The sequence below is a fragment of the Undibacterium sp. JH2W genome (genome assembly GCF_049340425.1).
GTDB lineage: Bacteria > Pseudomonadota > Gammaproteobacteria > Burkholderiales > Burkholderiaceae_D > Undibacterium.
On record NZ_JBMPOT010000007.1, the window covers coordinates 168,798 to 191,528 of the forward strand.

A 22,731-nucleotide genomic window follows, 5' to 3' on the forward strand; every position below is an offset into this window, starting at 1 on the left:
CCAATGAAAGCTACATTAAAACAATCCCGCTATCTCACCTTTTTGACTGCACTCTGTGCACTCTTGCTCTTCCTGCCTGCGACCGCACAGGATGGCAGCGGTGGCTCCTCTTTCTTCCTGCTCAGTGATGCAGCCTATGGCTCTGGTGATAATGCCATGGTGCGACTGGAAGCCCAGGACATGGGGCAGATTTCTGAACTCGGCGGTGTTGACGTCTATGTCTATAAAGTCAAAGACCCGCTGGAATTTTTAAAGGCGCAAAAGAATTTGCACCGCATTGATGCCCAGGGCAATTACAAGGGCAAAGGCGTGTCCGATGCGCTGGCTCGCACCTGGGATAACTGGTGGGATGCTTCACGCCGCATGTGGCGCAAACTGTTTTCATCCGATGCCAGAAAAGCCGTGACCACCCAGGCACCAGAAACACGCCTGCACCCGCTGGTCAAAGCAGCTACACCGCAGCAGATGAACCCGCTGTACCAGCCGCTGAAAGCACATACCCTGGTTGACAGCTTCCGCTACCCAGTGCATATCGCCCAGCCTGTACAGCCACCCAAAGGTGTCAAACTGGATGGCAGCAGCAGTGAATTCATCATCTCACCAAAAGGCAATGTACTGATACCTCTGGGTAAAAAAGAACCCGGTCTGTATCTGGTCGAAGCCATGGTCGGTAGCTATCGTGCTGTGACTTTGGTGTTTGTCTCTGACTCTATCGCTGTGACCAAGGTATCGAGCAAACAAATGCTGGTCTGGGTCGCTGATCGCCGTAGCAGTCAGGCCGTAGCAAATGCCAAGACCGTGTGGACAGACGGCGCAGGCATCCTGAGTACAGGTGCAACAGATGCCAGCGGCATCGTTAATTTTGAACGTGATGCGCCTGAAAAAACTTATGTATATGGTGAAGACAGCAAAGGCGGCGTGTTTGTCGCAGAAAATTATTATTACGATAGTGAAATCTATAACACCAAGCTGTATGCGGTGACTGACCGCCCTTTGTATCGTCCTGGTGAAACTGTGTATGTGAAATTTTTGGGGCGTACTTTTGTGTCAGCTCGTGAATCCACTCCTATCACCGCAGGTGAATTGAAGTTGCAGGTATTTGATGCAAATGGCTTCCCGGTCGCAGCACAGACCCTGCAAATGACACCGCAATCTGGTGGTGATACGGTATTCCAGTTGCCAGACAATGCCGTCGCAGGTGGTTATGAATTGCGTTTCAGCTACAAGGGTAATAGCTATGGCGCTGCCTTCCGTGTGGCTGAATACCAGAAGCCGCATTTTGAAATCAATGTCATGCCCGGCAAAAAAGATTACAAAACCAACGAAGAAATCAAGGGCAAGCTGCAACTGGTTTACCCCGATGGCAAGCCTGTCGTCAATGCCAAGGCAGACCTGACAGTCCGCGCCCAGCGCCTGACTATCGTTGAAGGCGATCTGGGTTACGCAGGCCAGTTCCCGGTACAGATGAGCACGACCACATTTACGACCGATAGCAACGGTTTCGTTGAATTCAAACTGCCAGCAGCAACTGAACCTAGTCGTTATATTTTGTCGGTGCTGGCTACTGATGGCGCTGCTTACCGCGTACGTTCTACCAAGGAGATACTGGTGGAACGTAGCGCTGGCACCTATAGCCTGAAGGCAGAACGCGCCTTCTGCGCCGTTGGTGAAAACATGAACTTCGCGCTGACTGCCCTGCCTGTACCTGGCAATACCGTCAGCACAGTCAGTGCGCCAGCAACATGGGACTGGGTAAGACTGGAAAACCAAAAGAAATCAAACGGAAAGCTCGCCAATACTGGTAAATTGACACTGGCTTTTGCTGAACCTGGTACCTATACCCTGTCTGTACGTGATGCAGCAGGCAATATCCTTGGCGCGACTTCGCACTATGTCAGTGGTGCAGGAGTCAGTGCACCTCAGGGCTCGATAGAAATGGTGTTTGACAAGACCAGCTACAAGCCAGGTGAAACTGCCAGTGCGTTGATCACCTTCCCTCAGCAAGTCGATCAGGCATTGTTCACGCTGGAACGTGACAAGGTAGAAAAAACTGCCTTGATGAATGGTGTCAACTCGAATACCAGCGGCTGGCTCAGTGCCAAGCGTCTGTCACCGATGCAATGGAAGGTAGAACTGCCTGTGCAGGATACCTATGGTCCCAACATCACCCTGTCTGTGGTGTATGTCAAAGGTGCCGACTATGTTTTCCAGAACCTGGGTTTGAGAGTTGAACAACCACGTATCAACGTGGCCGTCAAAGCCGACAAGGCCGTCTATGCGCCAGGTGACAAAGTCACGCTGGACCTGACTGCCATGGTCGATGGCAAACCAGCCGCAGGCAGCCAACTTACTGTTGGTGTCGTCGATGAAATGATCTATGTATTGCAGCCTGAAATTGCACCAGATATTTCTGACTTCTTCTATCACCCGCGTCGTAATAATGTGCGCACCTCGGCCAGCCTCTCTTTTATCGCCTATGACCTGGCCGTGCCGCCATCCAAACTGGCCTTGCCTGCCAACGGGCAAACCCATGAGCGCGCCATCAAGGTATTGGAAAGACCACGCCGTGAAGACAAGGACACCGCCTTGTGGCAACCGAATGTCACGACTGACGCCACAGGTCGTGCCCGTTTGACTTTCACCATGCCAGACTCCCTGACACGCTGGCGCATTACTGTGCGTGCGACGGAAGCTGGTGGCAATGTAGGTCAGAACATCGCCTACGTACGTTCAGACAAAGACTTTTATGTAAAATGGACCAGCCCGAACTGGATGCGCGTGCAGGATGCACCGAATGCCAGCGTTGCCATCTTCAATCAGGGTAACCAGGACGCCAGTGCCAACCTGAATATCACAGGTTCCGGCGTCAACAAACAAGAAAGCCTGAAGCTGAAACCTGGTGCGAATTTTATCTCGGTGCCTTTGAAAGCCAATGGTCTCGACAACAAGATAGACCTGTCACTGGCTGTAGGCGGCAAGACTGTTGATGCACTGAATGTGCCACTGAAAGTTGTTCCTGTGCATTGGCTGAGCCAGCGTTCGGTCAGCGTACCTGTGACTGGCAAGGAAACAGTCTTGAAGCTGCCGCCTGATGCCAGCAACCTGCAACTGCAATTTGCTGACAGCGCCAGCACGCAGTTCCGCCGTTTGATGGATGACCTGATCGACTATCCATATGGCTGTGTCGAACAAACGTCCAGCCGTCTCATCCCTTACAGCCTGGCCTTGCAATCAACTTTGCCTAGTGAAGAAAGACTGACTGCACAATTGACGCAAAGGCTGTACAGCTACCGCTTCCGTCTGGCGCAAATGGCCGGGCCAAACGCGACTTTTGGCTGGTGGAGTGTGCCAGAAAAAGATGGCGATGCCCTGCTGACCACCTATGCCTACTATGCTGACTGGCATGCCAGCCGTGCCTTGAAACTGTCACTGCCAGAAGGCCATTTTGACCGCCTCAATGATGTCTACCGCAAGGACGGCGTCAAGCAATCACACTGGCAGCGTGCCCTGATGCTGTACTGGATGCAGGACATGGGCTTGCCAGTAAAATCCATGGCAGAAGCCCTGAGTGAAGAACTGGGTGCCAAAGGCGCGTTTGCCAAACCTGTCGTGATCACCCCGCGTTCAGGCATGAACAGCATGATCTTTGCCAACAAGGATGATGATGTACAACATGCCATGAGCACCTTGCTGGCTGCCTACGTGGTACAGCAAAGCAAGGGCAACCTGACAGGCATTACCGTCACGACCTTGCCAGAAGCCGCAGCCCGCGTACACCAGGCCGACCTGCCTTTGGGTGAAGCCTTGCTGATACTGACAGGTAAACGCCCGGCCAGCGATGCTGCTGCCGTACTGGAACGTGTCAGGTCAGAGTCGCCTACCATAGACCGCGCCCTCGCCCTGCTGTGGACTTACCGCGCTCTCGGTGGCAAGTCTGGCAGCAATGATCCTTTGTTGCGCAATAATATGGCCAAGGTAGAACTGGAAGCTGGCTGGTTGCCACGCGAAACCATCACAGGTCAAAGCGTGTATCGCTGGAATACCACAGCCGCGACGCCAGCCCCATCTGTAATCAAAATGGTGTCCAACCCAAGCGCAGGCATGATCGCCATTGCCCAGTTCGACAGCCGCGAGCCAGAAAAATCCAGCCTGCCAGTGAAAGTGGAGCGCCGTATTTACCGCCTGGTACCAGAAGCACTACCAACGCCAAGCAGTGCCAGCAAACCTGCTATCAACCCAGCTACAGGTGCGCCTGTGCAGCCTGTCGCAGGCAAAGCCGGCTTCAAGCTGGAATTGCTCAGTGACGGTGCAGCACTGAAAACAGATGAAGTTTATCTCGATGAAGTGGTACTCACCCGCACATCTGGCCCTGAACTGAACTTTGGCATTGTTGAAGTACCTCTGCCACCCGGCACCTCGGCTGACCGCTCCACTTGGGGTATCAGCCTGCGTTACCCTGGCGGCAAAGATATGGAAGCAATGGAACGTGCAAGCTACGAGCAGACACCACGCGGTTATGCCGTGCCAGTGGATGCACTGGATGGCCAGGTCGTGATACGTCATCTGGTGCGCGCAGCACAAACCGGTAAGTTCGCCCTGCCGCCAGCACGCTACTACCGCATGTACCAGCCAGAGCAGAAAGCCTTTGAGGATAAGCCACGTGCGTTTATGGAAATCCGCTGATTCTGCCTGCAAAGCGATCAGCACCATCATGCTTGCCAGCGCGACAGTAGTCACGCTGGCTGTATCTGCACAAGTTGCGCCAGTTGCTCATGCCGCAGATGCAGCCAGCACAGCCACGGTCGCCTGGCTGCGGGATGGCCAGGTGGAAGTGCGCTCCCTGAATTCTCAAGACAACAAAATCGCAGAACAAAAGATACCCCTAGGTAGCTTGTGGAAGTTATTTGTCTACGCTTACCTGCAGGACAATCATGTGCAGGAAGTTGCCTATACCTGTACAGCAAAAAAATATTTGCGCAAGAATGTACGTGAAGAACAAGAAAAAAACGAAGACCTGTATTGCTGCGAACCCGGTGAACAGGTAGAACGCGACTCTGCCCTGGCACGCTCTTGCGCGCCCTATTTTTCACCAGCACGCTTAGGTGTGAATGACAAGGCATGGAAAAGCTACTGGCAAACCCGCAGTGACGCCAATTGGCTGCAACGTACAGCGCAATTGCAGCCCGACACCCAGGTCAGCGTAAAAGAACTATTGGAAACCCTGAATAAATTCTCACCACAAGCCCGCGCTGCTGCCCGCACAGCCTTGCTGGAAACAGCGGTACAGGGCTATGGCCGCGAAGCCTGGACACAACTGGGTACAGGCATACGTTACAAAACCTATTCCTGGCATTTGCCTGACAACACTGCCTTTGGTGGCGCAGCAGGCTGGCTGGCAGATGGCACGCCGTTCTGGTTTGGTGCCCGTGGTTCCAGCCGCTCTACCCTTACCACCTGGGCCAGTGCGCTGGCAACGACCCTGCCCACTCCTCGCTGGACAGGCATCAATAATATTGACAATGTAGGTGACGAAGCACATTGCGTGGATGTGGACTTTTTTGCGCGCTACCCATTGCGCGAAGTATTGTCTGCAACTGCATTTGCAACAAACACTCCTGCACGTGCAGGTACACTGTCCGGCAAATACAAGCTGCAATTCGTCAACGGCAATGCCCTCGATATCAATAGCAATGGCAGCCTGACACTGCAACGCTTACCCGGAATGGCACCACAGATCACCGGGCGCGTCAGCATCAACGAATATGTCGCCCGCGTCATTGACCGTGAAGGTGACGCCAGCAATATACAAGTCTCCCGCAGTCTGGCGATTGCAGCACGTAGCTATCTGGTACAAAACGCTGCTCTCGATCATGGCTGCTGGCGCATTGCCGACAGCACTACCCGCCAGCGCGTCAGCGCCAATGCACCCAGCGATGCTGCCCTGGCCGCAGCCTGGTTCACTGACGACCTGATACTACAAGGGGCAAACGTGCGCTATCACAATGACAGTGCGGGCAATAACCGCATGTCATTGAAAGAAGCGACTAAGCAGGCAAACCAGGGCTGGAATTTTGAGCGTATTTTAGCCACCAGTTATCCCCAGGCCAACATCGCCAGCTTCAATGGCAAGTCTGATTGCAAGCCACTGGTAGCAGCGCAAACCTGGCTAAGTAATGCCAGCAACAAGTGGCAAAGCGTATTGCGCCGTGAGCCTGGCTTTGAGCATCCAGATACACCGCCAGCCATCTGCTCGCTGACTAGCGGCAATCCCTATTCAGACCAGAAGCGCATGCGCATCTACGCCCGCGGCTGGCGCAGCCTGGATGAGCGCATCACCCTCGCCCATGAGTATCTGCATCTCGCTTTACGATTTCATCCGAACGGAGCCAATGAAGACTATGTAGAAAAACTGGCACGCCGTCTCATAGAAGGAACAACATGATCAAGTTTCCCCCAAAACGACTCACTCTCTGCATGGCCAGCAGCCTGCTCGCTGTTTTCCACATGAGCGCATCGGCAGATTCCAATATAGAACTGCCGCGTGGCGGCTGGCGCAATAGTGGTGGTGAAGCTGCAGGCTTTAAACAGCCTGTGCACTACCCTGCATCTTCAGTCAACGCTGAGGGTCAGAATGAAATGACACTCATCAAAGGCCGTATCAGTACCAACAACAAGAAAAAACCGGGCAAGCTCATCGTCAATGGTGCAGCCATGCCGCTGGCTATTGGTGAAGGTGGCGAATTCTCCCGCCCTTATTCCTTCAGTTCCGGCTCCAATAATGTGGAAGTGCGTAGTCCCGATGGCAGTGAAGTTAAACGCGTACAGTTTTTTGATACCAATACCAGCCGCCCGAATGCGCGCCTGCGTGTAGTCTTGTCCTGGGACAGCGATGGCACAGACCTGGACTTGCACGTCATCTCACCGGATGGCCAGCATGTGTTTTACGGTAACCGCGTCGTGCCAAACGGTGGTGCGCTCGATGTCGATGTCACTACGGGCTATGGACCTGAAATTTATGCCAATACGGCGCCGCCCAAAGGCACTTATCACGTCTACGTGAATTACTATGGCAGCGGCGGCAATGAAAAAGACCTGACCATCGCCAGGGTTGCCATCATCAGCCAGGAAGGCACGCTCTCAGAAAAACAGCAAAGTTTTCAAGTGCCCATGCGCAAGCCTGGTGAGCTGACCCTGGTTAAATCCTTTACCTATCCGTAATGATCATGCAAACGATGTTGAAACCTGCTCTGCTGGCTTGCACGATGTTCGTCGCTGCCGCCAATTGTGTAGCTGAAGACCAGCCCACCATCAACAGCCCGCGTGGCGGCTGGAACTATGGCGGCCTGACTGATAAATCTGGCGATACGCGCGCCTCTTATCCCATGCCACCTATAGACCGTGGTACACAAAAAAACCGTACTCTCATAGAAGGCCATATACGCGATGCTGGCAAACAGCGCAAGCATACCCTCATCGTCAATGGCAACCCCATGGTACTCAACTATGGCACGGATGGCCGCTTTGAACGCCACTATGCTTTTGGCAGTGGTTCGAACAATATGGAGATCAAGGGGCCGGATGGTAAGAGCCTGCAACGTGTGCAATATTATGAAGCCAATACTCAACAGCTATCGCCGCAGTTGCGCATCATCTGCTCATGGGATGCGCCAGAGGCAGAAGTTGACCTGCACATTATCACGCCAGATGGCCAGCATGCTTTCTATGCTGCACCCATACTGAATGGCGGTGGTGGTCTCGATGTGGATAGCGTCGATGGCCCTGGCCCGGAAATGTTCACTACCATCGCCCCGCAGCACGGTGCTTACCATGTCTTCGTCAACTACTGGGGCAATTTTGGCGCAGGCGGATATAACTTTGATGAGGGTCAACGCAAGCAAGCCATCATCACTACCCGCGTCACTCTGGTGTTTTATGAAAACACGGCGAGAGAAAAACGAGAGAGCTTTGTCATTCCTCTGCGCAAGATAGGGGATTTGAATTTGGTGAAGTCATTCATGTTTTAAATAAAGCCAGACGCATCCATTGAACTACCTTGCACATTTATAAATTTCTTCCTTCAAGTTGCGCAGTTTATTCAAGTCGCCAACTTTTTTTTCAGTGATGCTAACGATTTAATCCTCAGGAGTAAATCGATGAAGCAGCTATTCTCTTACTGGTATGCGCCAGTATTTTTCTTTTCTTTTATAGGCCTAGCCACCTGGATGCTGCCAGCCTTTTCCTTGTCCAGCTTTTACCTGATCCCCTTGCTGTTACTGGCGATAGCTATTTCTTTTGTGGCAGAGCTTTATCTCCCTTATGAACAGCAATGGAATCTCGCGCACAATGACAGGAAGCGCGATACCCTGCACGGCCTGGTCAACGAGCTGTTTAACATACTGGGCCTGGCATTGATACCCAGTCTTGGCGGCTTGATACCTGTGCTGAATCTGTGGCCAGGCAACTGGCCACAGGCACTGCAATTAATACTGGCCATCGTCATTGCAGACTGCGGTATTACACTGGCACATTTTTTCAGTCACAAGATAGATTTGCTGTGGCGCTTTCATGCTGTACATCATAGCTGCCTGCGAATGTATGGTTTTAATGGCTTGATGAAACACCCTTTGCATCAGGCGATAGAGGCATTGGCGGGCATTCTGCCCTTGCTCTTGATTGGCATGCCTATGCAGATCACTGTGCTATTGACGTTCGCGATTGCCATACAATTACTGCTCCAGCACTCCAATGTCGATATCCAGATGGGAATGTTCCGCCATGTATTTGCCTGGGCACCATTACATCGTTTTCATCATATGAAGTATGGTGAAGCAGGCAATGTCAATTTCGCTCTGTTTTCTCCCGTATGGGATCAAATGCTGGACACTGCGTTTTATCCAGATTCCCGACTGACTAGCTGCGATCTTGGCATAGGTAGTCAGCCTGATTATCCCGTCGCTTATAGCCAGCAGCTAAAAGAGCCATTCCGCAAGAAGCAAGTGAAAAAGGATGCTGTACTTTCGCCTTCGTTCATGCCGCAACCACGCCATGATGGATGACTTTAATCAATCAGCTGCAAATGCATATGGCTGATGCTGTGATCAGCCCTTACCCCAAACATGCTACGCATGGTACGTGAGAAATGAGCAGAATCAGCAAAACCTGCAGCATGCGCAGCAGTGGTGAGATTCTGGCCTTCCAGAGTAGTCGCAATCGCCAATCGCAAACGCCGCCACAGCACCAGTCTGCGTACTGGCAAGCCCAGTTGCGCACTGAACAGGCGCTCTAACTGGCTCAGCGAGACATGCACATCATCCGCCAGCTTGCTGGCAGAAATCTTGCCAGACAAGAGCCTGTCCACCTGGGCCAGCGCGGTTTCTACCCGTGCATCCAGAACCGGCTTGCGTGTGGCAGTTTGCAAGGCAGCCATCAGTGTCGGCAACGATGGTTCAGTTTTTTCCATACTGGCTAACAATTCCTGCCCATTGTAAGCATAGGGTTCAGCATAGACAGAGTAATGACTGGCCAGTGGTGCCAGGATGGCGTGGCTGCACATGGATTCTATCCAGATACGAGTATCAGTGATGACTCTGGATTCCAGCGCCACACTTGCAGGCATATCCGGCGAGAGTATCAGTTGATGGGCGTGGTGCGCATGTACGGCACTCACGCCCAGGGCGCCATGCAGGACGGCATAGTCTTTCGCCAGCCATAATTCGCCATCCCAGTTACTGTCTTTCATCTGCCAGCTTTCCACAATTGAGCAAACCTGGTGTTCTGCTTTATACCCGGGTCACTTTCCGGAAATCCCGAGGCCGAAAACCCATCAATGCCAGCGCAACAAAATAAGTCACTGCGCAAGAGGTCATCACAAAACCCAGCGCAGCCATGCGCAAAACCGGGGTATGGCGCATCTCCAGCCAATGGAACTGGTCTTTAGTCCATAAGGCAACACCAGCCATCAACATCAACGCAGCAAGCAATTTAAGCAAGAACATGGGCCAGCCTTTTCTGGGCTGGTAAATACCGCGCTTGCGCAAACCTGTGTACAGGAAAGTCGCATTCACACACGCCCCCAGCCCCACAGACAAGGCCAGGCCAGCATGGGCAAAATAAGGAACAAAGACATAGTTCAATGCCTGAGTCACCAGCATGACAACCACAGCAATTTTTACTGGTGTACGTATATCCTGCTTGCCGTAAAACCCAGGAGCCAGGATCTTGACGACAATCAGGCCTAGCAAGCCCACACCGTAGGCGACCAGGGCATTGGAGGTCATTTGTACTGCGTGATCCGTGTATTTACTATAGTGATACAGGGTTGCAGTCAGGGCTTCAGGTATGGTGGCCAGCCCCACTGCCGCTGGCAAGGCCAGCAAGAAAGTTAAACGCAAGCCCCAATCCAGCAAGTCTGAGTACTCTGCGGCATCACCATCAGAATGCGCCTTGGCCAGGCCAGGCAATAAAATCGTCCCCAGGGCCACGCCCAGTAAGGCGGTAGGAAATTCCATCAGGCGATCAGCATTGGCCAGCCAGGTCGTGCTGCCTGTCGTCAGGCTGGAAGCAATGCTGGTATTGATGGCAATGCTGATCTGGGTCGCTGAGACTGCGACTATCGCTGGCACCATATTGCGCACGATACGGCGCACCCCCTCATCCTGCCATGCCGTACCCACGCGAAAGCTGATCTTCGGCAGCATGCCTATCTTGACCAGGGCTGGGACCTGGATGGCCAGTTGCAAAACACCACCGACAAACACTGCAATTGCCAGTGCATAGATGGGTTGAGCCAGATAAGGTGCAAGGAATAAAGAACCTGCAATGGAAGACAGGTTATATAAAACCGGCGTAAATGCAGCCACCTTGAATTCACGCCAGGTATTCAGAATACCGCCCGCCAGCGCCACCATGGACATGAAGCCTATATACGGAAACATGATACGTGTCATGATGATGGCAACATTGAATTCAGTTGCCCGGCCTACATAACCTTTGGCCATGAAGTACAACAATATGGGCGCACCTATGATGCCCAGCACGCAGGTGAGCACCAGTGTCCATGTCATCAGGGTGGCGACATGGTCGATCAGGTCCTTGGTAGCGGCTTCACCCTGTTTATTCTTGTACTCTGCCAGTATGGGCACAAAGGCTTGCGAAAAAGCCCCTTCGGCAAACATGCGCCGCAACAGATTGGGGATGCGGAAAGCAATATTGAATACGTCAGTATAGGCATCGGCACCAAAGCGAGTGGCAATCAATACATCACGGGCCAGGCCAGTGAGGCGTGACAGCATGGTCATGCCACTCATGGCAGCGAGGGTTCTTAATAGATTCATGGTCCGGCATTATACTTTGTCGTGCTGCCAGAGGCATATTTGCAGCACCGGCATCACTCTCCGACGTCAGAAAATTAACATTATTACCATATCAGCTAAAAACCGAGTATTTACTGATAGCTGGCAATTTCATTAATTCATCTTTGATCTCTTGCATGACAGCTGACCAGTCACCCGAGTATTTCTGGCGGAACAAACGCATGACGGCGGGATACCAGAGGCTGTCTGCCCTGTCCTTGAGCCAGCGCCAGTCTGCCTGGTAGGCAGGCAACATGAGCCAGCAAGGCTTGCCTAAGGCACCTGCAAGATGTGCCACGGCAGTATCTACTGTTATCAGCAAATCCAGTTGCATGATGATGGCTGCAGTATCAGCAAAGTCCCTGATATCAGATCCCAAACTAGTCAAGGCCAGGGGCATGTCAGAAGCTGCCCCCACCCCTTCAGCTTTTTGCAGACTGAACCAATGCACACCCGGTATGTCGACCAAGGTTTTGAACACAGCAAGATCATGTATGGAGCGATAGCCATCATTGTCAAAAAGTGGATTACCCTGCCATACCAGGCCTATGCGCAAATGCTTGTCAGGACCTTGCATGCGGGCAGCCCAGTGTTGCACATCCTGTGGATGGGCATGCAAATAAGGTAGCTTGGCAGGAATGCTATCGATTTGCGTATGGAATAATCCCGGCAAGCTGTACATAGGCACCCAATAGTCACAGGCACTGCCAGGGATATTTTCATCATAGGCAAAAACCTCATCCAGCCCTTCCAGGCTGGCAAACAGTCTTTTCAGTGCAGGATGGCAAAGGCAAGTGACGCGCGTGGCACCTGCCTGTTTTAACAGACTGGCGTAGCGGGTGAACTGTATGGTGTCGCCGTGGCCTGATTCAAACAGGATGATGATGGATTTACCGCGCAGTTCTTGCCCTTGCCACCGCAGGGCATGAGGCTGCTGACTCAGGTAATAATCCAGTATGGCAGGCGCCTCACGCGCCTCCAGCATGTGCCAGCCTTCGGCATAATGACCTTGCCGCAGTAACAGATAGGCCAGGTTGAAGGCTGCCTTGCGATACGCCGGGTCCAGTTCCAGAGCCCGGCGATAGCAGGCTTCAGCTTCAGTTTCATGCAGCGTACTGGCCAGCAAGACACCCAGATTACACAACGCAAAGATTGAATCAGGATGTTGCAGCAAGACTTGTCTGTATAACTGCTCAGCCTCAGCAAAACGCCTTTCTTGTGCCAGCATGACACCGTAGTTCAAACTGATTTGCACATTATCCGGGGCAAGCAGGCGGGCGCGCTGATAAGCTGCCCCAGCCTCTGCATACCGTTTTTGCTGCTGCAACAACCAGGCAAGATTGGCATGCACCTCAGCCAGGTCAGGCTCCAGTTGCAAGGCCAGGTGAAAACTGTTTTCGGCGGCATCCCACTGCCCTTGTGCCATCTGGTGATTAGCCTGATAAAACAGGGATTCGGCAGTATCAGTTTTCATGCGCGTAGCAGGGTTGCCTGGAATCTCATTATTATAGGAGCGCTTTAAATCCAGGCTCGCATATTTTTGTTCTACATTTGTTAAACTGTACAGGTAAAAAATTGCACGCCCTTGTCCATGAGTATCCCCACTACTTTTCACGCGGAGCCAGTTATGCCACGATTTAATCTATCAGTTCCAGGTCCCTTGCGATTATTGGCTGTCAGCCTGCTGGCCCTGGGCTTGCAGGCCAATCTCAGTCTGGCTGCCACACCCAAAGCCATCCCCAGCCTGGAAGACGCCGCCAAAAACCTGAAAAACAGTGGCTTTCAAGGTCTGGTCTTTGCCGCCCGTGGCGATAAGGTCTTGCTGGAGAAAGGCCTGGGCAAATTCACCGACACCAGGCAAAGCTTCCGCTTCGCCTCCATCACCAAGCAAATGACGGCCATCCTGGTCATGCAGGAAGTGGAAGCCGGGAAATTGCAACTGGATCAAAGCCTGGGCACTTACTGGCCAGACTACCCCAATGTACAGGCCCGCAGTGCCACCCTGAGGCAATTACTGACCCATTATTCCGGTCTGTATAATGAAATGATCAATCCTGCAGTACACATGATGGATGCCAATAGCGGCGACGACATACAAAATTTTGCCACTGGCCTGTGCGCGGGCCCAGCCAATGCCAAACCAGGCAGCAAATTTGACTATAACAATTGCGATTACATCGTCCTTGGTGCCTTGCTGGAAAAAATCAATAAGCAAAGTTTTTTAAGCTTGCTGCAACAGCGTATTTTTAGCCCGGCTGGCATGCAAAGCGCGGCTTACTATACCGCGGCCCAGCCGGATGTCAAAACCCATGTGCATGGCATCCTGGGTGGCAAGCCTGAACCAGCAGTGAATTTTGCCAGCTATGGCCCGGCTGGTTCCAGCTTTGGCACCCTGGCGGATTTATATGCTTTTGACCTAGCCTTCATGCGCGGCAAATATCTGTCTGCCAAAAGCCGCGACGAGATGGTCAAACCAAATAATGTTGGTGGTGCGATAGGTGTCTGGTCTTATCCCTTCAAGGCCAGCGATACAGGCAACCCGCTCATGATAGTCGAGCGCCAGGGCTGGATAGCCGGGGTACGTATCTTGAACCTGGTGGATTTGCAAAACCAGAATATCCTCATCATCGTCAGTGCCGATGGTGACCTGGATCTCTCGCAAACCTGGGCCAACAAGGGCATTGCCGCCGATTTATTGCGCTCATTAATCAATACACGCCAGCCATAATTAAAAAAACCGGGTGTCGCTTTTTTTGCAGACACCCGGTTTTTAGCTAAATTCCAAGCTTCCCATTAATCAAGGATTTCTTTTCGCCACTTCATTACCAACATAACCACCGCCTACTGCACCGGCAATCGTCGCCAGTGTACGGCCATTGCCATTACCTACCTGGCTACCAATCAAACCACCAAGTACTGCACCTACACCTATGCCCACCGGGCTATTCTGAGCCTGTGCTGGCTGGGTATGATAAGTCCTGGCTGGCTCTGTATAGGTACGCGCAGGCTGATGATGGCTGCTCTGTGCCACTCTGACTGGAGCCGGTGCGACATAGGCATTCTGCGCAGTATTCGCATAATTTACTGCTGGAGGATTCGTATTGTTGACATTATTGGCCAAGGGCAAAGAGGCATTATTGGCTGAATAGCCCAGGTTGGTATTGTTGTCCATGGCTGGCACAGCATTGCCCGCCGGGCTTACCGTACTGTGAGAACTTGGCAACACGCCTGTCAGGGCAGCAGCACCTAATAAGCTGACCAGAATGACAGAACAGGCTGCGCCTGCCACGAGTGGGTGTATGCGCTTGTTGGTAGTGGATACTTCCATGGTGCTCTCCTTCAGTTTAGTGATGACTCATGCACCAATAACGCGCCAAGCTGGCAAAAAGAAGACCCACATTATGTTACGGCGGTAAGCAAATGTAACAGGACAGGCATCCCAGAAGTATTAACAACCTGTACTTTTACGCTTGCTGACGAGTTTCAACAACTCCCCTTTTGCCGCTTGCCCGGATAAATACAAATGTAATTCCGTGACATTGTATTCATTGGATGCGTCTACGATGAAATCAAGCTTGCCATCATGATCAAGATCACCGATCCAGATAAGACGGCCATTATTGTCGCCATCCTGGTTTTCTACATGGTCAAACAAGTATTGTTCCCTGCCCTCATGTCTGAAATAGATTTTACCTTCCCGGTTTTGCAGGCTGTATTCACTGCCCTGTAAATGCATGATTCTTTCCTGCCCCAGCGATGGCAACGTAGTCAACTCAAACTCTTCATCAACAGAGCCGCTAACCAACTTCATTTCATCCGATAAACTAACTCGCCCCGCCTTTAAACCAGGGTCTGACAATAAAATCCTGACATTGGATAAACTCGTACTCACCCGCACACCTGCCCCGGATATGGGATCAGGCACATTTTTGAAGCGAGGTTTGGTCGCGACCAGACGCCACCCTCTACCCATTTGCTGCAAGCCCAGCCACGGCCCATTCTTGTCGACCTGGGCTTCGCTGGCATGGTAGTCTTGAATTTCCAGGATTTCAGAAGCCTGGGCATGCAGGCAGCAAGTAGCAAACAAAAAGGCTGCAGATAATGTTGATGTGCGCATCGCTATCTCCAGAAAAGAGTGGTCGAGATTTTAAGCACTTACTTTTTCGTGTACAGGCCATCGAATGCCACTGACCATATACCCTTGGCGTCAGTGGATTCCCATAACTGCCTTACTGAACCATTTGCATTGGGTGTCCAAGTAATGCGATGCAGGACTCTATGTCCTTCCGCTGCGAGGTTCTGCCCTTCCAGCACCATCTTGCCAGCTTGCAGCCGGCCTTCCAATAAGAGTAGAGTGCCACTATTGTCTACCCAGGTCTGATGCCAAAGCTGGCGCGGCGTGTCGTAGATATTCAGGCTCTCGCCACTATAGCCGCGTCCGGTAGTATATTTTTCATGGATGACGCAGCCATCATATTCACGCTTGATGCTATTCGTCCCCGCCAGTTTACCGTCGGGCGTATGCACATCCCATTCACCCAGCCAAAAATCAAATTCGCGCATGGCAGGATGAGTGCAGGCTGCAGCAGGAGCAGCGGCAACCGTTCCTGCATTCGCCGCTGCGGCACTGACCAGGCACCACCCCAGGCTGGCGACCAGGCGCAACAATGAACGCTGAAAACCCGATAAAATGCGCATGCGCTTCCCCTCTGTCTGTGAGCGTGGATATATCCTGAGTTTAATCCAAGGCACCATAGTTTGCATGAAAAATAAACCACAATCAGCCTTGCCCTATCGGATACGCGCCGACTTGCTCTTGCAACTGTCGGCACTAAGCCACGCCAGCATAGGTCCTTTGCAAGCCTTGCCCATGATCAAGCTGCCTGCGCCCTATCAGGAGCGCATGGTGGCTACCTTGCAAGCTGTCAAACGCGGCAAAAATCTGGCCGATGCAGGCCTGCAAAGCAGCTTATGGACACCCTTGGAAGCAGGTTTGATACAGGCAGCCCTGGCGGCTGGCGACCCGACGCCAACTTATCGCCATCTGGCCAAATATTATGAAGAAAGAGCCCAGCAAATCGCCAGCGTCAAGTCACGCATGATGCTACCGGCCATGATGGCTCTCATGTCGCTCTTCATCAGCCCTTTGCCGCAACTGGTTTCCGGTGCCCTGAGTCTGGGTGCTTATTTGTGGCAAGCATTGCGCAGCATCTTGCTGGCTGTTGGTTTGATAGCAACTGGCATTCACGCTTACCGGCGTTTCCAGATGCGCCCGGCAGATGCACCAGCCTCGGTACTGGATCAAATCCTGCTGGCGCTACCTATCCTGGGAAAGATGCACAAGCGCCGTAATCTCTGCGATTTTTGGCAAAGCATGGCCTTGATGCTGGAAGCAGGGCTGCCCATGTTTGAAGCCCTGCCGCTAGGTCTGCAAGCAGCCAGCAATGTCTTGTTGCGCCGCGAACTAGCCCGCATTTTGCCACTCATGCAAGCCGGATTATCACTGTCTGACGCCGTGCGTGCCATACCAGGCATCAATGACAGTGCACTTTTGGGCATGATACAAACTGGCGAAGGCAGCGGCAGCCTGCCTGAGATGCTGGCCCATTATGCCAGGGCAGAAAATGCCAGCCTGGCCCTGCAGCAAAGACAGGTCGCCGACTGGATACCCAGAATCGCCTATGCCCTGATCGCTGCCGTAATTGCCTATGGCATTATAAAGAGCGGTGCATTTAATCCACATGTACCAGCAGACTTGTAAACTTGTATTACAAGCAGAAAATTTAATCAGACTTTGAGTGGCTGTTCATTTGCCACCCACTATAATTTTTTGCATATCATTCGCAAATAAAATAGTCCCTGCATAATGCTTGCGTATCGCTGCCGTACTTTCCATCTCATGACCAAAGGTACGTTTCATACGGTGTGACAGCACCAGCTTGCCCACCTTGGCCGTACCAGCAATGCGACCTATTTCCGTCGGCATCATATGCAATAAACGGGCGACATTATCCGGATCATTTTCCCGAGCAGCATGATGGGCAATCAACACATCGGTAGCTTGCGCCAATATATCCAATGCCTGGTCAGTATTGCTGGTATCGCCGCTGAAAGTGACACTGCAACCCTGGCTTTCCACCCGCCATGCCAATGAAGGAACAGGGCCGTGCAAGACGCTGATGGCTTTCACAACCAGGCCATCATCCAGGGCATAGCGTTTGACTTCCTTATCCTTGCCTGCGACTTCTTCAATTTCCATTTTAAACTGACTACTGACATCGGGATCAGCATAATCCGCCAGATAGGCATAGGCACCTGTGTCGCGGTTGAACAAGGCATGGATAAATTCCTTGACCCCCGGAAAGACGCCACGCTTGGCAGGACCAAAAACCCGCAACTCTTTGTCGTAACCAGCAAATGGCAAGCCCTTGACCAGGGCAGGGAAATCAGCACTATGATCAACATGAAAATGTGAGAATAATACTGCATCGAGCTCAGCTGGATTGGCACCAGATTTCTCATAGTTCAAAGCAGCACCGCTGCCAAAATCGACTAGCACCCTGGCCTTTTGATTAATCCAGACCAGATAAGAAGTGGAAGCACGCTGATCATTTAGTTCTGGCCCGCCCGAACCCAATACTTGTACCATGATTTTGCCGGGTTGGCAGATGTCGGCAGCCCAAGTACTGTGCGAAAAACCTGCGATACTCAGGTAAAGACTGGCAAGCAGTAAAGGTTTAAGAAAACGATATTGCATGCTAGTTCCTTCAATTTATCCAAGAATTAGATGATAGAGCAGCCTATTATTCGTAACAATGCCGTTTGGCACTGACCAAGAAATTATTTTTTATTATTTAGGACTTACGCAAAACCGCCCCAGCTACGTTGCAGCGCCTGCATTTAGCAAATTAGGTACTAAAGTACCGTCTTCGTCGCTACGGTGTTTTGGGAGTTTCAGACAACATGTTGTCTGCCAACGAAACAAACATCCCCTGCAAGGGATGTTTCCCACAGCGATAGCCTTGCTGGGACAATTTTGCGTAAGTCCTATTATTCAATCTCATGATGCACCCAATGCGGCAAATTAAATTGCTCCGCATTCAGGGCATTTACCAGAAATGAGGGACGAATGTCTATATTACCGAGATCAGGCAGACTGAACCACTCAAATCGCAATTGCAAATGCCCTTCATTTCCCCAATAAGGGCCAAGCGTGTTGAGTAAGCGCGAATCGGGGTGCAAATGGCTTAAAAAATACAAACCCAGCTCATGATGCTTTTGTCCCCGGTATGCAAAGAAATTCTCTACCGTCCACAAGAGCTTTTCGCAAATCACCTGCTCGGATAACTCTTCCTGCATTTCACGCACTATGGTAGCTGCGGCCGACTCACCTGCATCCACACGTCCGCCGGGCACACACCAGAATGCATCACCTTCGATTTGATGCAAGAGCACTCTGCCACTATTGAGAATGATGGCGGCAGCCCGCAAGTTGTAACGATAATCATCAATAGCAAAAGAAATCATGGTCTTAGGCATGGAAATGTTGATCAGACTTGCTCAGACTTATCCGTCCACCAACAGACTTGTGGCAATCTGCTGGGTATCCTTCAGAGTCTGCAAGACTATATTTGAACGGATATCAAGCACACCAGTGGTTTTATACAGTCGTTCCAGCACGAAAGCCGAATAATGCTTGAGATTACGGGCACGCACCCGCAAAAGATAATTGGCATCACCCGTGATGATGTAGGAACCGATGACTTCCGGCCATTGTTGCAAAGCCTGAGAGAAATTTTCATGCCATTGCTCAACATCACGACGCATGGTGACCTGGACAAAAGCATCGACTTCGAGGCCAACAGCAGCCGCATCAATGACAGCGCAATAATGGTGGATGATGCCCGCCTCTTCCAGCATGCGCACACGACGCAGGCAGGATGAGGGTGACAGGAATACTTTGTCTGCCAGTTCCTGATTGCTGATACGGCCATCAGCCTGCAATTGCTGGAGTATCTTAAGATCGGTGGCGTCGAGTTGCATTTGGCAGTCTACTTTATTTGTTTAAGGCAAAACCCCTCAACACAGAGGCGCGAGGATGCGTTGAGAATAGAGAGAGCTAAGACTATTTGCAAGCATCCTTCTTTTCTGCACCGGTGGTGAACCGTTTTTTTAATCTATCATTAGCAAAAGCTTAAAAACAAGTGATTGCAAAAACATAAACAATCTGGTGCCTTTGCGCAATGCACAAACTCATCAATGCATTTTATATCAATATTTAAAATATAAATCGCAGAATATTCTATTAACTCCAATTTTCATACTGCAATTTGCAAGAAAAATTCAGACAATCCGGCATAAAATCTCTGCATGCTTTAAGCGGAGTCAGCATGTCTCTGCCCACCCAGCAAATCCGGGATATCACGCCACCTATATATGAGGAGCTTGTCGCAATGACACAAATGTCACCAACCACCACCATCACCCGCAGCGATTGCGAAAAACTGGATCAGCAAGACCCACTGGCCGTCCTGCGTGAAGAATTTGATTTGCCTGCCGGGGTGATTTACCTGGACGGTAATTCTCTCGGTGCCCGCCCCAAGGCGGCGCTGCAAAGAGCGCAAGACGTCATCACCCGCGAATGGGGAACTGATCTTATCAAGAGCTGGAATACTGCTGGTTGGTTCGATATGCCATCCACACTGGGTAACCAGCTTGCCCGATTGATAGGCGCAGAAGCCAATGAAGTCGTGGTAACCGATACCACTTCGGTCAATCTGTTCAAGGCCATCGCTGCAGCATTGCAGATACAATCAACAGACAGTAAACGCAAGACTATCATTACCGAACGCAGCAATTTTCCTACCGATATCTATATGGCGGAAGGCATCACCCGCTGGCTGGATCGTGGTTATCAAATCCAGTTGATAGACTCGCCGGAAGAACTGCCACAAGTCATCAATGACAGCACGGCGCTGGTGATGCTCACGCATGTGAATTACCGCACCGGCTACCTGCATGACATGGCAGCCGTCACCGCCCTCGCCCATCAACATGGTGCATTGATCTTGTGGGACCTGGCACATTCTGCCGGTGCCGTACCCGTACACCTGAATGTCGCGAATGCCGATTTTGCAGTAGGCTGCACTTACAAATACCTGAATGGCGGCCCGGGCTCACCAGCGTTTATCTGGGTGCCAGCACGTCATCAGGAAGCCTTCCGCCATCCATTATCCGGCTGGTGGGGCCATGCCAGCCCCTTTGCCATGAACCCAAGCTTCACTCCTACCCCAGGCATACGTCGCGCCCTTTGCGGTACCCAGCCTATCACTTCACTGGCCATGGTTGCCTGTGGCCTGGATACCTTTGGCAAGACAGATATGCAGGCGATACGCAAGAAATCACTGGCGCTGACGGACATGTTTATCACCCTGGTAGAGGCACGTTGTGCCACGCATCCACTGGAACTGGTCACGCCGCGCCAGCACCAGCAACGTGGCAGCCAGGCCAGCTTCAAACACCCACATGCCTATGCAGTAATACAGGCGCTGATCAAGCGTGGCATCATCGGTGATTATCGTGAGCCTGCCATCATGCGTTTTGGTTTTACGCCGCTGTACACCAGCTTCGTGGATGTCTGGGACGCCGCCGAAGGCTTGCGCGATATACTCGACAGCAAAGACTACGATGCCAACGCTGAACGCAATGCAGTGACTTAATTTAAAAACCCCTCAACACAGAGACACAGAGGGTCACAGAGAAAACCTCAAAAACAGATGGTGAAGAACATCGTCTCAACTGTAAAAGATTTTCTCTCTTTTATGCTTTTCTCTGTGTCTCTGTGCCTCTATGGTTAATGGTTTTAAGCATTGAAGACATTTAAGGAAACATCATGAGCAATAACGAACAAGCTGGAAAATGCCCTATGTCATGGCATGGCGCACAAATGGATTTCAGTGAATCCATGAGCTATGGCGATTATCTGGGGCTGGACCAGATACTGACGGCGCAGCATCCGCGCTCGCCTAATCATAATGAAATGCTGTTCATCATCCAGCATCAGACCAGTGAATTGTGGATCAAGCTGATGCTGCATGAATTGCATGCCGTGCGTCAGCATATACGCAGCAATGATTTGCCACCAGCTTTCAAGATGCTGTCACGCGTAGCCCGCATCATGGATCAACTGGTGCATGCCTGGGATGTCCTGTCCACCATGACACCTAGCGAATATACGGCGATACGCCCTTACCTGGGTGCGTCATCAGGCTTCCAGTCACATCAATACCGTGAACTGGAATACCTGCTGGGTAATAAGAACGCTACTTTGATGAGCGTGCATGAAAGCAAGCCTGAAGTACATGCCACCCTGGACGCATCCCTGCGCACGCCATCGATTTATGATGAAGCCATCATGCTCTTGTCACGCCAGGGTTTTGTAATTGATGCAGACCGCTTACAACAAGACTGGTCACAAGGCGTGGTCGCCAATGAATCCGTCAAGGCAGCCTGGCTGCAAGTCTATCAGACGCCAGAAAAGTATTGGTCTTTGTATGAACTGGCAGAAAAACTGGTGGACATGGAAACCGCCTTCCGCATCTGGCGCTTCCGCCATGTGACCACGGTAGAGCGTATCATAGGCTTCAAAGTCGGCACGGGTGGCACCGCAGGTGTCAGCTATCTGCGCAAGATGCTGGATGTGGTGCTATTCCCGGAATTGTTTGCTTTGCGGACGGCACTGTAAGTCTGCTTGTTGGTCAAGTCTCTCATAGAGACTTGACCGTAATTTTTCTAAACGTTAAGCTAATCCGCTCACCCACCGCAGCTTCTTTAGGAATGGCATGTAGCCAATCTTCTTGAATGGCGTTCGACATATACAACAGGCTACCTGGTGACAACGGGTAAACAAACTCCTGGCTTTTATCTTTTTTGCTGCGATAAGCAATATGATGCAAGCTGCCAAGTGAAATGATGACTACGCCGCTCCCCTCTGCCAAATTCTCAATAGAATCTGAATGAAAACCTATAGACGAATTGCCATCAGTGTAAAAATTCATTAGGCAATTATTGGGAAGAAACCCCAACTCATTTTCCACGGATTGACAAATCGTTTGCAAAAAATCTGGCATAGTCGTCGGTGCATACAATATTTGAGAATAATCATAGGCAACACCAAAACTTGCTGTTTTTCGGGCTCGCATTCTTTCATCCCAGGTGACCTCATTTTTTATTTTCTTAAATAATTGGTCAGATGCTGAGAGGAAATCCGGCTTCAAATAAACTGCTGGCGCTTGCATTTTATCGTTTTCAATATTAAAGATTTGGCGCTGCATTTGTGTTGCAAACAGCATTTTAAAATGCTGAGACCAATCGCCAAGGT

19 protein-coding genes are annotated in these 22,731 nt (G+C 51.4%); 9 read left to right on the top strand and 10 right to left on the bottom strand.

Annotation, left to right across the window (positions count from 1 at the left end; translation table 11 throughout):
* Positions 1-3 precede the first annotated feature (3 nt).
* From ACO0LC_RS12165 to ACO0LC_RS12185, 5 genes are all read left to right on the top strand, one after another.
* Positions 4-4,683, top strand: coding sequence for an alpha-2-macroglobulin family protein (locus tag ACO0LC_RS12165; protein ID WP_423003337.1), 4,680 nt, complete (start codon positions 4-6; stop codon positions 4,681-4,683).
* The gene (locus ACO0LC_RS12170; protein ID WP_423003339.1) at positions 4,661-6,442 is read left to right on the top strand and encodes a DUF2300 domain-containing protein; all 1,782 of its coding nucleotides are present in this window, start codon (positions 4,661-4,663) and stop codon (positions 6,440-6,442) included. Before ACO0LC_RS12165 ends, ACO0LC_RS12170 begins: the two co-directional genes overlap by 23 nt.
* Complete coding sequence (locus ACO0LC_RS12175) at positions 6,439-7,218, top strand: YfaP family protein (RefSeq protein ID WP_423003341.1); 780 nt, start codon at positions 6,439-6,441, stop codon at positions 7,216-7,218. The genes ACO0LC_RS12170 and ACO0LC_RS12175 overlap by 4 nt, the downstream gene beginning before the upstream one ends.
* Positions 7,219-7,232: 14 nt before the next feature.
* A complete protein-coding gene (locus ACO0LC_RS12180) occupies positions 7,233-8,024 on the top strand; it encodes a YfaP family protein (protein ID WP_423003610.1) in 792 nt (263 codons plus the stop codon).
* A gap of 129 nt (positions 8,025-8,153) precedes the next feature.
* Positions 8,154-9,056: a sterol desaturase family protein gene (locus ACO0LC_RS12185; protein WP_423003343.1), complete on the top strand. Its 903-nt coding sequence runs from the start codon at positions 8,154-8,156 to the stop codon at positions 9,054-9,056.
* A 2-nt stretch (positions 9,057-9,058) separates the two neighbouring features.
* Here ACO0LC_RS12185 and ACO0LC_RS12190 read toward each other — a convergent pair whose 3' ends face one another.
* The 3 genes from ACO0LC_RS12190 to ACO0LC_RS12200 form a co-directional block, all read right to left on the bottom strand.
* Positions 9,059-9,739: a helix-turn-helix domain-containing protein gene (locus ACO0LC_RS12190; protein WP_423003345.1), complete on the bottom strand. Its 681-nt coding sequence runs from the start codon at positions 9,737-9,739 to the stop codon at positions 9,059-9,061.
* Positions 9,740-9,779: 40 nt separating this feature from the next.
* Positions 9,780-11,333 (bottom strand): murein biosynthesis integral membrane protein MurJ, encoded by a 1,554-nt coding sequence (gene murJ / locus ACO0LC_RS12195; RefSeq protein ID WP_423003347.1) that lies wholly within the window; start codon positions 11,331-11,333, stop codon positions 9,780-9,782.
* Between the two features lie 91 nt (positions 11,334-11,424).
* Positions 11,425-12,825, bottom strand: a complete 1,401-nt coding sequence (locus ACO0LC_RS12200; protein WP_423003349.1) for a tetratricopeptide repeat protein — start codon at positions 12,823-12,825, stop codon at positions 11,425-11,427.
* Between the two features lie 153 nt (positions 12,826-12,978).
* Between ACO0LC_RS12200 and ACO0LC_RS12205 the strand changes: the two genes are divergently transcribed.
* On the top strand, positions 12,979-14,079 hold the full coding sequence (locus ACO0LC_RS12205; RefSeq protein WP_423003351.1) for a serine hydrolase domain-containing protein: 1,101 nt from the start codon (positions 12,979-12,981) through the stop codon (positions 14,077-14,079).
* A 69-nt stretch (positions 14,080-14,148) separates the two neighbouring features.
* Here ACO0LC_RS12205 and ACO0LC_RS12210 read toward each other — a convergent pair whose 3' ends face one another.
* The 3 genes from ACO0LC_RS12210 to ACO0LC_RS12220 all read right to left on the bottom strand — a co-directional run bounded on the left by ACO0LC_RS12210 (position 14,149) and on the right by ACO0LC_RS12220 (position 16,049).
* The gene (locus ACO0LC_RS12210; RefSeq protein ID WP_423003353.1) at positions 14,149-14,679 is read right to left on the bottom strand and encodes a glycine zipper 2TM domain-containing protein; all 531 of its coding nucleotides are present in this window, start codon (positions 14,677-14,679) and stop codon (positions 14,149-14,151) included.
* 120 nt (positions 14,680-14,799) lie between these two features.
* On the bottom strand, positions 14,800-15,468 hold the full coding sequence (locus ACO0LC_RS12215; RefSeq protein ID WP_423003355.1) for a hypothetical protein: 669 nt from the start codon (positions 15,466-15,468) through the stop codon (positions 14,800-14,802).
* Between the two features lie 38 nt (positions 15,469-15,506).
* Positions 15,507-16,049: a hypothetical protein gene (locus tag ACO0LC_RS12220; protein WP_423003357.1), complete on the bottom strand. Its 543-nt coding sequence runs from the start codon at positions 16,047-16,049 to the stop codon at positions 15,507-15,509.
* Positions 16,050-16,113: 64 nt separating this feature from the next.
* Here ACO0LC_RS12220 and ACO0LC_RS12225 point away from each other — a divergent pair, with 64 nt between their 5' ends.
* Entirely contained in the window at positions 16,114-17,112 is a 999-nt protein-coding gene (locus tag ACO0LC_RS12225) for a type II secretion system F family protein (RefSeq protein ID WP_423003359.1), read from the top strand.
* Between the two features lie 45 nt (positions 17,113-17,157).
* Here the strand turns inward: ACO0LC_RS12225 and ACO0LC_RS12230 are convergent, their stop codons facing one another.
* From ACO0LC_RS12230 to ACO0LC_RS12240, 3 genes are all read right to left on the bottom strand, one after another.
* Positions 17,158-18,108 carry an MBL fold metallo-hydrolase gene (locus ACO0LC_RS12230; RefSeq protein WP_423003361.1) on the bottom strand — a complete coding sequence of 317 codons (951 nt, stop codon included), beginning with the start codon at positions 18,106-18,108 and terminating at the stop codon, positions 17,158-17,160.
* A gap of 293 nt (positions 18,109-18,401) precedes the next feature.
* Positions 18,402-18,890 carry an NUDIX hydrolase gene (locus tag ACO0LC_RS12235; RefSeq protein ID WP_423003363.1) on the bottom strand — a complete coding sequence of 163 codons (489 nt, stop codon included), beginning with the start codon at positions 18,888-18,890 and terminating at the stop codon, positions 18,402-18,404.
* Positions 18,891-18,917: 27 nt separating this feature from the next.
* Positions 18,918-19,394, bottom strand: a complete 477-nt coding sequence (locus tag ACO0LC_RS12240; RefSeq protein WP_423003365.1) for an Lrp/AsnC family transcriptional regulator — start codon at positions 19,392-19,394, stop codon at positions 18,918-18,920.
* 419 nt (positions 19,395-19,813) lie between these two features.
* Between ACO0LC_RS12240 and kynU the strand changes: the two genes are divergently transcribed.
* Positions 19,814-21,070 carry a kynureninase gene (gene kynU / locus ACO0LC_RS12245; RefSeq protein ID WP_423003612.1) on the top strand — a complete coding sequence of 419 codons (1,257 nt, stop codon included), beginning with the start codon at positions 19,814-19,816 and terminating at the stop codon, positions 21,068-21,070.
* A 173-nt stretch (positions 21,071-21,243) separates the two neighbouring features.
* Positions 21,244-22,095 carry a tryptophan 2,3-dioxygenase gene (gene kynA / locus ACO0LC_RS12250; protein WP_423003367.1) on the top strand — a complete coding sequence of 284 codons (852 nt, stop codon included), beginning with the start codon at positions 21,244-21,246 and terminating at the stop codon, positions 22,093-22,095.
* Between the two features lie 22 nt (positions 22,096-22,117).
* Here the strand turns inward: kynA and ACO0LC_RS12255 are convergent, their stop codons facing one another.
* Positions 22,118-22,702 (bottom strand): alpha-ketoglutarate-dependent dioxygenase AlkB, encoded by a 585-nt coding sequence (locus tag ACO0LC_RS12255; protein WP_423003369.1) that lies wholly within the window; start codon positions 22,700-22,702, stop codon positions 22,118-22,120.
* Positions 22,703-22,731: the final 29 nt, after the last annotated feature.

Coding starts and splice junctions, on each gene's coding strand:
- ACO0LC_RS12165 (WP_423003337.1), top strand. CDS start 4: ATGAAAGCTACATTAAAACAATCCCGCTATCTCACCTTTTTGACTGCA.
- ACO0LC_RS12175 (WP_423003341.1), top strand. CDS start 6,439: ATGATCAAGTTTCCCCCAAAACGACTCACTCTCTGCATGGCCAGCAGC.
- ACO0LC_RS12180 (WP_423003610.1), top strand. CDS start 7,233: ATGTTGAAACCTGCTCTGCTGGCTTGCACGATGTTCGTCGCTGCCGCC.
- ACO0LC_RS12185 (WP_423003343.1), top strand. CDS start 8,154: ATGAAGCAGCTATTCTCTTACTGGTATGCGCCAGTATTTTTCTTTTCT.
- ACO0LC_RS12190 (WP_423003345.1), bottom strand. CDS start 9,739: ATGAAAGACAGTAACTGGGATGGCGAATTATGGCTGGCGAAAGACTAT.
- murJ (WP_423003347.1), bottom strand. CDS start 11,333: ATGAATCTATTAAGAACCCTCGCTGCCATGAGTGGCATGACCATGCTG.
- ACO0LC_RS12200 (WP_423003349.1), bottom strand. CDS start 12,825: ATGAAAACTGATACTGCCGAATCCCTGTTTTATCAGGCTAATCACCAG.
- ACO0LC_RS12205 (WP_423003351.1), top strand. CDS start 12,979: ATGCCACGATTTAATCTATCAGTTCCAGGTCCCTTGCGATTATTGGCT.
- ACO0LC_RS12210 (WP_423003353.1), bottom strand. CDS start 14,679: ATGGAAGTATCCACTACCAACAAGCGCATACACCCACTCGTGGCAGGC.
- ACO0LC_RS12215 (WP_423003355.1), bottom strand. CDS start 15,468: ATGCGCACATCAACATTATCTGCAGCCTTTTTGTTTGCTACTTGCTGC.
- ACO0LC_RS12220 (WP_423003357.1), bottom strand. CDS start 16,049: ATGCGCATTTTATCGGGTTTTCAGCGTTCATTGTTGCGCCTGGTCGCC.
- ACO0LC_RS12225 (WP_423003359.1), top strand. CDS start 16,114: ATGAAAAATAAACCACAATCAGCCTTGCCCTATCGGATACGCGCCGAC.
- ACO0LC_RS12230 (WP_423003361.1), bottom strand. CDS start 18,108: ATGCAATATCGTTTTCTTAAACCTTTACTGCTTGCCAGTCTTTACCTG.
- ACO0LC_RS12235 (WP_423003363.1), bottom strand. CDS start 18,890: ATGCCTAAGACCATGATTTCTTTTGCTATTGATGATTATCGTTACAAC.
- ACO0LC_RS12240 (WP_423003365.1), bottom strand. CDS start 19,394: ATGCAACTCGACGCCACCGATCTTAAGATACTCCAGCAATTGCAGGCT.
- kynU (WP_423003612.1), top strand. CDS start 19,814: ATGTCACCAACCACCACCATCACCCGCAGCGATTGCGAAAAACTGGAT.
- kynA (WP_423003367.1), top strand. CDS start 21,244: ATGAGCAATAACGAACAAGCTGGAAAATGCCCTATGTCATGGCATGGC.
- ACO0LC_RS12255 (WP_423003369.1), bottom strand. CDS start 22,702: ATGCTGTTTGCAACACAAATGCAGCGCCAAATCTTTAATATTGAAAAC.